An 11,809-nucleotide genomic window follows, 5' to 3' on the forward strand; every position below is an offset into this window, starting at 1 on the left:
ACGAAGAAGCGAGCGTTATGCGCGGATCAGAGACCCGGCACCGTGGTCGGTATAGAGCTCTAACAGACAGGCGTTGGGTGCGCGCCCGTCCAGAATGACCACAGCGCGTACGCCGCCTTCGATCGCGTCTAGGGCGGTTTCGGTTTTGGGAATCATCCCACCAGCAATCACGCCCGATTCCGTCATTTCGCGGATCTGAGTCGGTGTCAGCTCGGTCAGAACCTCTCCATCTGCGCCCTTCACGCCTTCCACATCGGTCAGCAGAAGCAGGCGATCCGCCTTCAGCGCTGCAGCGATCGCGCCCGCCATCGTGTCGCCATTGATGTTGAACGTCTCGCCGTTGCGACCCGCGCCCAAGGGGGCGATGACCGGAATGGCCTCGGCGGCTGCCAAGTCATGCAGCACAGACACGTCTACGTCAGACGGAGTGCCCACAAAGCCCAGATCGGGGTTGGTCTGGTCGCAGGTTACAAGCCCGGCATCCTTGCCTGACAGTCCCACGGCCTTGCCACCCTCGGCGTTGATCGCTTGCACGATTCGCTTGTTCACCCGACCCGACAGCACCATCTCGACCACTTCTACTGTGGCTTCATCGGTCACACGTTTTCCGTTCACGAAGTGGCTTTCGATCTGAAGCTTGTCCAGCATCGCGTTGATCATCGGCCCGCCGCCATGCACGACCACAGGCTTTACACCCACTTGGCGCATCAGAACGATGTCGCGGGCAAAGCTTGCCATCTCTTCGTCATCGCCCATGGCGTTTCCGCCGAACTTGATGACAACAGTCGCGCCGGTATAGCGCTGAAGATAGGGCAGGGCTTGGGATAGGGTGCGGGCGGTGGCGATCCAATCGCGGTTCATATTCTGGGTCTTCATCTGATGGTCCTTCGTTCCGACCGTGTTACGCGCTTGACTGCTTCCTGCCAAGGGGCATTGCAGCCGCAGCCGTGCCTGTTACTGTGCCGGTGACAAGAGGTGCCCCATGAGTGACGACCGCAAAACCCTACTTCTGACCGGCGCAAGCCGGGGTATCGGACACGCCACTGTGCGCAAGTTCAACCGTGAGGGCTGGCGCGTGATCACGTGTTCTCGCCACCCGTTTCCCGACGAATGCCCTTGGGGCGGGGGCGCAGAAAATCACGTGCAGCTGGATCTGTCCGACCCCGCCGACACGATCAACGCAGTTGGCGTCATTCAAGAACGTCTGAACGGGCGTCTGGATGCGCTGGTCAACAATGCCGGTATTTCGCCCAAGGGCCCGGGCGGGGGGCGTCTAAACACGCTCAACACCGATCTGATGGATTGGGGCAAGGTGTTCCATGTGAACTTTTTTGCCTCTGTCGTGTTGGCCCGTGGCCTGCGCGAGGAACTGGCCGCTGCGAAGGGGGCCGTTGTGAACGTGACCTCAATTGCGGGCGTGCGCGTGCACCCGTTTGCGGGCGCGGCCTATGCGACCTCGAAGGCGGCGCTGGCGGCGCTAACTCGCGAGATGGCACATGACTTTGGCCCGATGGGCGTGCGCGTCAATGCCATTGCTCCGGGTGAAGTCGAAACCGCGATCCTGTCCCCCGGCACTGATAAGATTGTCGAGAAACTACCCCTGCAACGTCTCGGCCAGCCAGAAGAGGTCGCCTCGGCGATCTATTTCCTATGTTCTGATGAAAGCTCGTATATCTCAGGTGCCGAGATCGAGGTGAACGGCGCGCAGCACGTATGACACTTGAAGGCGGAGTTTTGCAAAACTCCGTCCCGTTTTCTTACAAGAAAACGGCTATACCCGCGCGCCGAGTTAATCCAGCCCGGCGATGATCGCCCGCAGGGTCTCGATCCCATCGCCCTTTTCGGACGAGGTCAGCACCAGTTCCGGATAGGCCGCAGGGTGTTTGGACAGCGCTTTGCGCACCTGTGCCAGCACCTTCTCGCGGTCCTTTTCCTTGACCTTGTCGGCCTTGGTCATCACCACCTGAAAGGTCACGGCGGACTTGTCCAGAAGGGACATGATCTCTTCATCGACCTTCTTTACGCCATGTCGCGAGTCGACCAGAACGAAGGCCCGGCGCAGGTTCTGACGACCCGACAGATAGTTCTTCAGAAGACGCTGCCATTTCTCGACAATCTGCAACGGAGCATTCGCATAGCCATAGCCCGGAAGGTCGACCAAATAGGGCCCGCCGGTCGTGGTGAAGAAGTTTATTTCCTGCGTGCGGCCGGGCGTGTTCGATGCGCGGGCAAGCTTGACGCGCCCAGTCAGCGCGTTGATCAGGCTGGACTTTCCAACGTTTGATCGTCCGGCAAAGCAGACCTCGATCCGGTCCGGCGCGGGCAGGCCGTCCATCGCGACGACGCCTTTCAGAAAGTCGGTTGCGCCCGCGAACAGCAGGCGGCCTTTTTCCTTCGATGCCTGATCCGGCTCTTCGGCCATTGGAAAGGGAAGCATGGTCATCCGATTACCTCTACCGGTTCTTCGCGTACGATCACACCGGGCTTGATTACCACGGCATAGACGCCGCAATCCTGGTGCCTCCAGTTCTGGTTCAACACGCCCAGCGTATCCGCATCGCGTTCGCCTGTGCGGGTGCTGGCCGTCGTTGCCATGCAGCGGGTGATGTGCTCGCGGACCTCAAACTCAGCTTCGCCGATGCGAATGCGTTTGCCAATCCAGTTGCGTTCTTCCCACGGCTCAAAGCCTTCCAGAAGGACGTTTCCACGCCAGCGCTGCGGCGAGATTTCGCGGCCCAGCTTCTCTTCCACCGCGCGGTGAGAGGCGAGGTTGATGAAGGAAACGCTTTTATAATCCGTGTCGGTCATTCCGCGGCCAACCGTTACCAGATGCTCTGGCAGCGCTCGGTCTGTCGGAGACAACGGTTTGACCCAGTTCAGGAACTTCTCTTGATCCTCGGCGCGATCCGGGTTGATCGTGATACCCGGTTGCGAAGGGTGTGTCAGCGTGATCGTGTTCGTCAGCTCGTCGGTCACCGCCGATATGGCCATCAGCTTGGGCGCCTTGGATCCGCGCGAAAAATTCGTGCAGGGCACCCAGCTTTTCCCATCTTCCAGCTTGGCGGCTTCATGGGCGACCGCCCATTTGCGATCGAAGGGCAAACAATGCCCCTCGGTCACCGGTACGCGCAGCAGCTCTTCGCGCCCATGCGACTTGATCGGGTGCCGCCAGATGCCAGCGACAACCCCGGTCATTTCGCGTCTTTCGGGCGTTTCTTAAAGCCTTTCAATACGTTGCCCAACACATCGGGCTTGTGCCCGTGGCTGCGCATGATCGTATATTGCTGAATGAACGTGATGGTGTTGTTCGCGATCCAGTAGACCACAAGACCCGAGGCAAACCCGCCCAGCATGAACATGAACACCCACGGCATCCAGGCAAAGATCATCGCCTGCGTCGCGTCGGTGGGTGCCGGATTCAGTTTCTGCTGCAGCCACATCGAGATACCCAGGATGATCGGCAGTACACCAAGCGAGATGATGGCAAGAATGCTTTCCGGGCCCGGCGTTGCGTAGGGCAGCAGGCCGAACAGGTTCAGGATCGAGCTGGGATCCGGGGCCGAAAGGTCTTTGATCCAGCCAATCCACGGGGCGTGGCGAAGCTCAAGCGTGACGAAAATCACCTTGTAGAGCGAGAAGAAGATCGGGATCTGCAGAAGGATCGGCAAACAGCCCGAGGCCGGGTTCACCTTTTCCTTCTTGTAAAGCTCCATCATCTCTTGCTGGACCTTTTGGCGGTCGTCGCCAGCGCGTTCCTTAATCTTTTCCATCTCGGGCTGAAGCTCTTTCATCTTCGCCATCGAGACATAGGATTTATAGGCCAACGGGAACAGGACTGCCTTGATCACGAGGGTCAGGCCGATGATCGCCCAGCCCATGTTGCCGATCAGTGCATTCAGCCAGTGCAGCACGGCGAAGATCGGCTTGGTCAGGAAGAAGAACCAGCCCCAGTCGATCGAGTCGATGAACTTGTCGATGCCCATGTCATTTTGATAGGCGCGGATGGTTTCCCACTCCTTGGCGCCCGCAAAGAAATAAGTTGTCGCGCTGGCGGTCGCGCCGGGGGCAACGTCTTGCGCGCGCAGGCGGAACTGGGCCTGATAGATGTCAGCTTTGTCCGCATAGCGCACGACCGAGGTAAACGGCTCTCCGGGTTCGGGGATCAGTGTCGTCATCCAGTAGTGGTCGGTGAAACCAATCCAGCCGTTTTCTTCAACTTGCTGTACGTCGGCCAACGAGGCTTCGCGCTCGTCATAGCTCAGGTCGGCGATGTCCGAGTAATCGCTTTCTTCCAGTTCGCCATCCACTTCACGGATCAGACCTTCGTGGAGGATGAAGAAGCCCTTTTGATCCTGCGGTTCGCCGTGACGAGCGATCACACCATAGGGGGCCATGCGCTGTGTGGTGTCACTGGTGTTTTCGATGGCCTGTTCGATCGAGAACATGAAGTTTTCATCAACCGAAATGGTGCGACGGAAAATCAGACCCGCGGGGCTGTCCCAACGGAGCGTCACGGGTGTGGACGAGGTCAGCTTGCTGCCATTTTCAACCGTCCAAACGGTAGTCGGGCCCGGAACATCTTCCAGGGCGGTGGTGCCGCCGGGTGCCCATCCGTAAAGTGTGTAATAGGCCTCTTGTTCGCCGGCAGGGCGCAGCAGGGTAACAATGTCGCTCTCTTTCGACAGCTCGACATGGTATTCCCTCAGCTTCAGATCATCAATGCGCCCACCCAGAAGCGAGATCGACCCGGCCAGTTCGGGCGTGTCGATGTCCACGCGGCCAGCTTCGGCCTGTTGTGTGGCGATATCGGCAGGGGCGGCATCTGCAGGGGCCGTCGCAGCGGGGGCAGCCGCAGCGGTATCTTGTGTCGTTTGCGTGGCTGGCTCGGCAGGCAGCGGTGGCTCTGCCGGTGGAAACATGATCAACCAGCCAGTGATGACAATAAAGCTGAGAACCGTTGCGAAGATCAGGTTCTTATTCTGGTCGTCCATCGTGCCTACCACTCATAGTTTTCGGTCAGAGTGGTTCAACAGGGCAAGGGCCGAAAGGTCAAGCAGTTTATCCCGATGTGCCATGAATTGCGGGTCTGCGGGCGCATTAGGCGTGCTTTGGGATGTGGTGGATGCGATCCGAGGTGGATCTGTGGTTCTTGATCCACAGACTGGTTGCATCCATCGGCATGGGTTTTGCCACCGCATAGCCTTGAACATCCGTGCACCCTAGCTCGCCCAATTTGGTGTACTCGCCGTGGGTTTCGACCCCTTCGGCCAGCACGCCAATCTCGAGCTGCCGTGCCATCGTTAGAATGGCTGAGACCATGTTTTGCTGGTTCTTATCTGTGTCCACATGAGTGACGAATGAGCGATCAATCTTGATTCGATTCAGGTTGAAGCGCCGGATGTGGGCGATTGATGCGTGGCCCGTACCAAAGTCATCCAGATCGATATTGCACCCCATGCGCGCCAACGCGTTGATGTTGCGGGCGATCACATCGTCTTCTCCCTGCGCGATCACGCTCTCAAGAATTTCCAACGTCAACCGTTCGGGCGAGACGTCGAACCGGTCCAAGTCCCAGCGGATTTTTTCGAAAAGCTTGGGGTTGGACAGTTCTTCGGCTGTCATGTTGAGCGATACAGTAGGTACCTCAAGCCCCATCTGGTCCCATTTGCAGATGCTTGCTAGGCATTCGTACAGCATCACCTCGCTGAGGCGTTCAAGAAGCCCTGCCTGTGTCAGTGCGGGCAGAAAGGCGGCCGGAGCAATCAGGCCCAGATCAGGATGGTTCCAGCGCACAAGGGCCTCCATCCCAGTCAGGCGCCCCGTGCGCAGGCAGACCTGCGGTTGGAACCAGGGGATCATCTGACCGGTTTCCAGCGCCTCGGACAGCTCGGCCTCGGAATGTTCGGAGGGTGCCGCCCTTGGGGCCATACCGTTGGAGAAGGCGCGAATTGATCCTGGTCCTGCGACCTGCGCATTCTGAAGGGCGCTTTCTGCGGCCTGCAAAAGCGATTCTCCCGTTGCTTCAGGCGCGCGCCGGGGAAGAGCAAAGCCCACGCTGGCGGTCAGGTGCAGGCGTGTTTCATCCAGTTCGATGGGGGTCGAAATGGCCGATTGCAAGCGCGTGGAAATCTGCAGCACGACTTCCAGATCGGCGCGGGTTGTCCTGTCGATCGCAATTCCGAACCGTCCGCGCCCCAGCGAACAGATCAAGTCTGTCGCGCGGAGCATCGATCGCAGGGTTTCGCCAAGTTGCGCCTCGATCTTGTCCTGTGCATCTAACCCATAGTGTTCGGCCAGTTGCGGGAAGGCGTCCACCTCGACCGCCAAGCAGCATTTTTCTTTCATATCAGGATCGTGAAAGCCCGCATCCAGCATTTTAACAAGCCGCTCACGCAGAGGCAGACCCGTCACCGGATCTTCGGACCATCTGTCCTTTAAAGACGTGCGTGTCAGCATGCCGCCAAGCGCGAATAGTCCAGGAAAAACGATCGCCGAGATCACTAGAGCCTTCTCCCCCCCCGCCCAAAAGGCCAGCAGCAGTGCTGCGGGCAGAATCGCGGTGAACTGGGGGCTGGTCAGAAGATGCCGAACAGCGCTCTTCGCAGGGGATGGGCCAAAACGGACAGCCATGACGAATTCCTAAGCTAACACTCCAAACACGGTCCGGATTCCCGGGGTGCTAAGGACAAACTAGGAACGCGAGGTCAATCAGGTGTTAACGGGCACTCACAAATCTACTAGAAATTGATGAAATGTTTTCGTCACTTCACGACGGATCGCGTGATAATCCTGCAAAATCAAAGAGTTGCGGGTCCAGAAGGTGGCTCGGACGCGTGTTCATAAGGGCCTTGAACATGATCTGGCGGCGCCCCGGAAAGTTCGATTCCCACCCATCGATGATCTTTTTCACCTGCTGGCGCTGCAACCCGTCCTGCGATCCGCAAAGGTCACAGGGAATGATGGGATAGTTCATCTGAGTCGCGAATTTCTCGCAATCTGCCTCGGCCACATGGGCCAACGGTCGATAGACGAACAGGTCGCCTTCTTCGTTCACCAGCTTGGGCGGCATCGTGGCCAGACGACCGCCGTGGAACAGGTTCATGAAGAAAGTTTCAAGGATGTCGTCGCGGTGGTGGCCCAGAACCACGGCCGAGCAGCCTTCCTCGCGGGCGATGCGATACAGGTTGCCGCGACGCAGGCGCGAACACAGCGAACAGAAGGTGCGGCCCTGCGGGATCTTGTCCATCACGATCGAGTAGGTGTCTTCGTATTCGATCCGGTGCGGGACCTGCATGTCTTCAAGGAACTTGGGCAGGACAGTCGCGGGAAAACCCGGCTGGCCCTGATCCAGATTGCAGGCAAGGATTTCGACCGGCAGCACGCCACGCCACTGCAACTCATAGAGTGCTGCTAGCATTGTATAGCTGTCTTTGCCGCCCGACAGGCATACCAGCCACTTGGCGCCGCGTTCGACCATACCGTATTGGTCCAAGGCCTCGCGCACATTACGCATGATGCGCTTACGCAGCTTTTTGAACTCGGTGGTCGAGGGGGCGCCGTGAAACAGCGGGTGGATGTCGTCGAGCTGATCTTTCATGGGCGCGGCATAGGCGAAAACGCCTTTGTGGGCAAGAGTCGGTCTGCGCTGCTTCCCCCGCAGCTTACAGCCAGTGCTGGCGCTGCGAGGGGAGGGTTATGTCCTGCGACGGCAGGTCCAAATCCCGCAAAAGGGACGGTGGCAGATCCTCAAGGCGCTCTGGCCTGCGGCGTTTGGCGAACAGGCTGGCGCGGATCACATGCCAGCGGCCATAAGCTTCGATCAGGTTTAGCAGCTTTGCCTCGAAGCGGCGGTTGCGAGTCCGGCGTGGCGGAAGGGTCAATGTATAGGTCATAATCGGTCTCCTTGATCGGGGGTGACTGCGTTGTCGGACCTCAAGTCAACTTTAGGTCAAGCACTTTCTGGTCCGCCCCAAAATGCCGGGGCGGACCGTTTGAAAGCGCGGATTACAGTCGCGGTTCACGGAATGTTGGCGGAGGGTGGCCGGGCGGAAGCCCGACGTCCCGGCGCAGATGCTCGGACAGATGGTCCGCCTGCGGTCGGCGTACGTGCCGCGATACAAGCCGCATCGCCAGCGCGCGCAGCACACGCATCGCGCCGTGATCGGCAATTAGGTCATCCAGCAGGTCGTTCAGCCGGACGGGTTCAGAATGAAAATTCGAGTCCATCATGGGTTGGTTACCGGCATGTGCCGGCCCTTCTTTTGAAGTTTGGATTGGTTGCAGTGAGCGCTGAAAAGTCACGAAACGACGGACGCAGTGCGGCCGTGGTCTTGTGTTACATGTCAGCTATCAGGAAGCCCGGAATACGGGCGAGCGGGGGCGGTCAGGCGCGTGACGCGTAGATCACGAGGCGTGGGTGCCCCAATTGGCCGCAACACAGGTTTGGCGGAGAGCGGTGATATTCGTCATGTAACGCCTCCTTCTGCTTGAGCGTTGCGGTTGGCGCCTGTTTAGCGCAAACGGGCTTTAACTCAAGTTTCAAGTGAGGGTTGTAGTGACCTGTGGCCGCTGGGGCACGATTGTATCAATCGTGGGTGCTACAATCGTGTTTGGTGCCCGGCACCGGGTCATAGCCGCACGATCCCCACGGGTTGCAGCGGGCAATCCGTTTGGCTGCAATCCAACCGCCCTTAAAGGCGCCGTGCTTTTGCAGGGCTTCCAGCGCATAGGCGCTGCAGGTGGGTTGATAGCGACAGTTGAATCCAACCCAGGGGCTGAAGATCAGGCGATAGGCCCGGATCGGTAAAGACAGAATGAAAGCTGCGGGGCTCATGATTTCTTTCGCGGGGCGTGGATCTGGTCGATGGCGCGGGCTAGGTCCGCTTTCAGATCAATATAGTCACGCGACACGGTTTTTTCAGCGCGACCGATGAGCACATAGTCCCAGCCGGGTTTGCCCAGACCGGGCAGAACCTCGCGCGCGATGGCGCGCAGGCGGCGCTTGGCGCGGTTGCGGACCACGGCGTTGCCGACTTTCTTTGAGCAGGTGAACCCGATGCGGGTTTGGTGGGGAAGGGCTTTCTCGCCCTCACGCCGTTTGCGGGCCTGTAACAAAAACGCAGGCGCAGGTGCGCGGCGGGCGCGGGCGGCGGCCAGAAAGTCACGCCGCTCGGTCAGGGTGATCAGTTTGGGATCATCCACGCAAACGGAAACCGCCGCAGACCCATCGGCCTCGGCGGTCTTCGTTTTGTCAGCTTTGGGCGCAGACATGCCTGCGACCCGAGCGCTTATGCGCTCAGCGACTTCCGGCCACGTACGCGGCGGGCGTTCAGGATCTTGCGACCGGCTTTGGTAGCCATGCGCGAGCGAAAGCCGTGGCGGCGTTTGCGAACCAGGTTCGAAGGTTGGTAAGTGCGTTTCATCGCCCGTCTCCGTTTAGGCCCCCAATCCCGGTGGATTCGGAGCGTGTGTCATTCGAAGCCCGGTCTATAGGGGGCAATTGGGGGCAAGTCAAATGCCTGATGAAATATTTTCGCCCCTTTTGTTACATCCGTACGCGATTTCTTCACCCCTGTTCAAGCAAGCGTGAGGTGGGTGGGCAAGTCCGGCAATTGCGCTCATGTTGCAGACAACCACCGCGGCACAGTCGCCACCCTGCTGCATTGACCGGAAAGACCGATGATGATGACCGACCCCGACACGAATATGTCGAAGCCCCAACCGAACGCGCTGCTGCGCCGTTTGCCCTTGATTGCGATCCTCAGCGTGGCTGTGATTGGCGCGTTTACCCTGCGCGATTACCTCAGCTTCGAGACCTTGGCGCAGAATCGCGAGGCGCTTTTGGCGTTTCGGGATGCCAATTATCTGCTGACCGTCGGCGTGTTCATCGCTGCCTATGTGGTGATCGTCGGCTTTTCGTTGCCCGGCGCGACCATTGCGACCCTGACCGGGGGCTTTCTGTTCGCGACCTTTCCGGGTGTCCTGTTCAACGTGACAGGTGCCACGATTGGCGCGACGGTGATCTTTCTGGCCGCGCGCTGGGGACTGGGCGAGAAACTGGCCGCCAAGATGGAAGGCAGCGAGGGTGCGGTGAAGAACATCAAAGACGGGATCGACGAAAACCAGTGGTCCGTCCTGTTCCTGATCCGATTGGTGCCCGCTGTGCCCTTCTTTGTGGCGAACCTGATCCCCGCGCTTGTCGGCGTGCCACTGCACCGCTTTGTCATCTCGACCTTCCTTGGCATCATCCCCGGCGGGCTGGTCTATACCTCGGTCGGCGCTGGGCTGGGCGAGGTCTTTGCCCGCGGCGAAAACCCGGATCTGGGCATCATCTTTGAACCCCACATCCTGCTGCCCATGCTGGGCTTGGCCGCGCTGGCCGCCCTTCCGATGGTGCTGAAACTTTTCAAGAAGGACGCCTGACATGGCTGAACGTATCAAGACGGATGTCTGCATCATCGGTGCGGGATCGGGCGGGCTGTCAGTGGCAGCGGGGGCCGTGCAGATGGGGGCATCCGTGGTGCTTCTGGAAGGCCACAAGATGGGCGGAGACTGCCTGAACTATGGCTGTGTGCCCTCGAAGGCTTTGCTGCATGCAGGCAAGACTGCGATGGGCTGGGATGAAGCGCATGACCACGTGCGCCAAACCATCGCCACCATCGAACCCCACGATTCGGTCGAGCGGTTCGAAGGGCTCGGCGTGCGCGTCATCACGGAATACGGCCAGTTCATCTCGCCCAAAGAAGTGCAGGCCGGTGACCACATCATCGAAGCACGACGCTTTGTGATCTCGACCGGCTCGTCGCCTTTTGTGCCGCCCATTCCGGGCGTCGAGAACGTACCCTACGAGACGAACGAGACGATTTTCGATCTGAAAGACAAACCCGACCACCTGCTGATCATTGGTGGTGGCCCCATCGGGCTGGAGATGGCGCAGGCGCATCGCCGACTAGGTTGCGAGGTCACCGTAATCGAAGGTGCCAAAGCGCTGGGCCGGGACGATCCAGAAATGGCCGCGCATGTGCTGGAAGCCTTGCGTGACGAAGGAATTGCCATCGAAGAAGATGCGCTCGCGGCCGAAATCCGTGGCGAAGCTGGCGCGATTGAAGTCGAGATCAAGGATGGCCGCGTCTTCAAGGGCACGCATCTGCTGATGGCTGTCGGGCGCAAGCCGAACACCGACAAGCTGAACCTTGCAGCAGCCGGGATCGAACCCACCCGCGCGGGCATCAAGGTCGACGCCAGCCTGCGCACCACCAACAAAAAGGTCTATGCGATCGGAGATATCGCGGGCGGGCTGCAATTCACCCACGTGGCGGGCTACCACGCGGGCGTGATCATCCGCTCGATGCTGTTTGGGCTGCCGTCGAAGCAGCGCACGGATCATATCCCTTGGGCAACCTATACCGCGCCGGAATTGGCTCAGATCGGTCTGACCGAAGCGGAAGCGCGAAAGACCCACGGCGACAAACTGGAAGTCGCGCGGTTCGACTTCGCCGGAAACGACCGCGCCATCGCGACCCAGCAGGCCAAGGGGCTGATCAAGGTGATGATCGTCAAAGGCCGCCCGGTCGGTGTCTCGATCGTCGGCCCCGGCGCGGGCGAGATGATTACGCTGTGGGCGCTGGCTATCGCCAACCGTTTGAAAATGGGGCAGATCGCGGCCATGGTCGCCCCCTATCCCACCATGGCGGAAATCAGCAAGCGGGCGGCGGGGGCCTATTTCTCGCCTCGACTTTTTGATAACCCTACGGTCAAACGGGTGGTAGGTTTCGTGCAGAAATTCATCCCGTAACCCGAACCAAAGAGG

14 protein-coding genes are annotated in these 11,809 nt (G+C 59.5%); 3 read left to right on the plus strand and 11 right to left on the minus strand.

Translation table 11 applies throughout. The annotated features are described in order from the left end of the window. Positions 1–15: 15 nt before the first annotated feature. On the minus strand, positions 16–876 hold the full coding sequence (argB, locus tag MWU53_RS12755) for an acetylglutamate kinase (protein WP_247093934.1): 861 nt from the start codon (positions 874–876) through the stop codon (positions 16–18). Positions 877–982: 106 nt separating this feature from the next. Between argB and MWU53_RS12760 the strand changes: the two genes are divergently transcribed. Continuing rightward, positions 983–1,717, plus strand: a complete 735-nt coding sequence (locus MWU53_RS12760; RefSeq protein WP_247093936.1) for an SDR family oxidoreductase — start codon at positions 983–985, stop codon at positions 1,715–1,717. A 72-nt stretch (positions 1,718–1,789) separates the two neighbouring features. On the opposite strand, the gene yihA is transcribed toward MWU53_RS12760, so the two are convergent. From yihA to rpmH, 10 genes are all read right to left on the minus strand, one after another. Continuing rightward, entirely contained in the window at positions 1,790–2,443 is a 654-nt protein-coding gene (gene yihA, locus MWU53_RS12765; protein ID WP_247093938.1) for a ribosome biogenesis GTP-binding protein YihA/YsxC, read from the minus strand. Continuing rightward, a complete protein-coding gene (locus MWU53_RS12770) occupies positions 2,440–3,195 on the minus strand; it encodes an MOSC domain-containing protein (RefSeq protein WP_247093940.1) in 756 nt (251 codons plus the stop codon). The genes yihA and MWU53_RS12770 overlap by 4 nt, the downstream gene beginning before the upstream one ends. Beyond that, the gene (gene yidC / locus MWU53_RS12775; protein WP_247093942.1) at positions 3,192–4,991 is read right to left on the minus strand and encodes a membrane protein insertase YidC; all 1,800 of its coding nucleotides are present in this window, start codon (positions 4,989–4,991) and stop codon (positions 3,192–3,194) included. Before yidC ends, MWU53_RS12770 begins: the two co-directional genes overlap by 4 nt. A gap of 106 nt (positions 4,992–5,097) precedes the next feature. Further along, the gene (locus MWU53_RS12780; RefSeq protein WP_247093945.1) at positions 5,098–6,630 is read right to left on the minus strand and encodes a bifunctional diguanylate cyclase/phosphodiesterase; all 1,533 of its coding nucleotides are present in this window, start codon (positions 6,628–6,630) and stop codon (positions 5,098–5,100) included. Positions 6,631–6,766: 136 nt separating this feature from the next. Further along, the gene (gene ttcA / locus MWU53_RS12785) at positions 6,767–7,597 is read right to left on the minus strand and encodes a tRNA 2-thiocytidine(32) synthetase TtcA (RefSeq protein WP_247093946.1); all 831 of its coding nucleotides are present in this window, start codon (positions 7,595–7,597) and stop codon (positions 6,767–6,769) included. 64 nt (positions 7,598–7,661) lie between these two features. Next, positions 7,662–7,892: a hypothetical protein gene (locus MWU53_RS12790; protein ID WP_247093948.1), complete on the minus strand. Its 231-nt coding sequence runs from the start codon at positions 7,890–7,892 to the stop codon at positions 7,662–7,664. Positions 7,893–8,004: 112 nt separating this feature from the next. Next, the gene (locus MWU53_RS12795; RefSeq protein ID WP_247093950.1) at positions 8,005–8,229 is read right to left on the minus strand and encodes a hypothetical protein; all 225 of its coding nucleotides are present in this window, start codon (positions 8,227–8,229) and stop codon (positions 8,005–8,007) included. 355 nt (positions 8,230–8,584) lie between these two features. Beyond that, positions 8,585–8,833: a membrane protein insertion efficiency factor YidD gene (gene yidD / locus MWU53_RS12800; RefSeq protein ID WP_247093952.1), complete on the minus strand. Its 249-nt coding sequence runs from the start codon at positions 8,831–8,833 to the stop codon at positions 8,585–8,587. Next, positions 8,830–9,270, minus strand: a complete 441-nt coding sequence (gene rnpA, locus MWU53_RS12805; RefSeq protein WP_247093954.1) for a ribonuclease P protein component — start codon at positions 9,268–9,270, stop codon at positions 8,830–8,832. The genes yidD and rnpA overlap by 4 nt, the downstream gene beginning before the upstream one ends. Before the next feature lie 17 nt (positions 9,271–9,287). Further along, on the minus strand, positions 9,288–9,422 hold the full coding sequence (rpmH, locus tag MWU53_RS12810; RefSeq protein ID WP_133484898.1) for a 50S ribosomal protein L34: 135 nt from the start codon (positions 9,420–9,422) through the stop codon (positions 9,288–9,290). Positions 9,423–9,684: 262 nt separating this feature from the next. Here rpmH and MWU53_RS12815 point away from each other — a divergent pair, with 262 nt between their 5' ends. Together MWU53_RS12815 and MWU53_RS12820 are read left to right on the plus strand one after the other, a co-directional pair. Beyond that, positions 9,685–10,422: a TVP38/TMEM64 family protein gene (locus MWU53_RS12815; protein WP_247094187.1), complete on the plus strand. Its 738-nt coding sequence runs from the start codon at positions 9,685–9,687 to the stop codon at positions 10,420–10,422. 1 nt (position 10,423) lies between these two features. Further along, positions 10,424–11,794 (plus strand): FAD-dependent oxidoreductase, encoded by a 1,371-nt coding sequence (locus MWU53_RS12820; protein WP_247093956.1) that lies wholly within the window; start codon positions 10,424–10,426, stop codon positions 11,792–11,794. Positions 11,795–11,809: the final 15 nt, after the last annotated feature.

The organism is Aliiroseovarius sp. S1123, assembly GCF_023015885.1.
Taxonomy (GTDB): Bacteria; Pseudomonadota; Alphaproteobacteria; order Rhodobacterales; family Rhodobacteraceae; genus Aliiroseovarius.

Bases quoted from the DNA above. Each gene is read 5' to 3' on its own strand.
- argB (WP_247093934.1), bottom strand. From the start codon at position 876: ATGAAGACCCAGAATATGAACCGCGATTGGATCGCCACCGCCCGCACC.
- ttcA (WP_247093946.1), bottom strand. From the start codon at position 7,597: ATGAAAGATCAGCTCGACGACATCCACCCGCTGTTTCACGGCGCCCCC.
- MWU53_RS12780 (WP_247093945.1), bottom strand. From the start codon at position 6,630: ATGGCTGTCCGTTTTGGCCCATCCCCTGCGAAGAGCGCTGTTCGGCAT.
- rpmH (WP_133484898.1), bottom strand. From the start codon at position 9,422: ATGAAACGCACTTACCAACCTTCGAACCTGGTTCGCAAACGCCGCCAC.
- yidC (WP_247093942.1), bottom strand. From the start codon at position 4,991: ATGGACGACCAGAATAAGAACCTGATCTTCGCAACGGTTCTCAGCTTT.
- MWU53_RS12770 (WP_247093940.1), bottom strand. From the start codon at position 3,195: ATGACCGGGGTTGTCGCTGGCATCTGGCGGCACCCGATCAAGTCGCAT.
- yihA (WP_247093938.1), bottom strand. From the start codon at position 2,443: ATGACCATGCTTCCCTTTCCAATGGCCGAAGAGCCGGATCAGGCATCG.
- MWU53_RS12760 (WP_247093936.1), top strand. From the start codon at position 983: ATGAGTGACGACCGCAAAACCCTACTTCTGACCGGCGCAAGCCGGGGT.
- MWU53_RS12815 (WP_247094187.1), top strand. From the start codon at position 9,685: ATGACCGACCCCGACACGAATATGTCGAAGCCCCAACCGAACGCGCTG.
- yidD (WP_247093952.1), bottom strand. From the start codon at position 8,833: ATGAGCCCCGCAGCTTTCATTCTGTCTTTACCGATCCGGGCCTATCGC.
- MWU53_RS12820 (WP_247093956.1), top strand. From the start codon at position 10,424: ATGGCTGAACGTATCAAGACGGATGTCTGCATCATCGGTGCGGGATCG.
- rnpA (WP_247093954.1), bottom strand. From the start codon at position 9,270: ATGTCTGCGCCCAAAGCTGACAAAACGAAGACCGCCGAGGCCGATGGG.
- MWU53_RS12795 (WP_247093950.1), bottom strand. From the start codon at position 8,229: ATGATGGACTCGAATTTTCATTCTGAACCCGTCCGGCTGAACGACCTG.
- MWU53_RS12790 (WP_247093948.1), bottom strand. From the start codon at position 7,892: ATGACCTATACATTGACCCTTCCGCCACGCCGGACTCGCAACCGCCGC.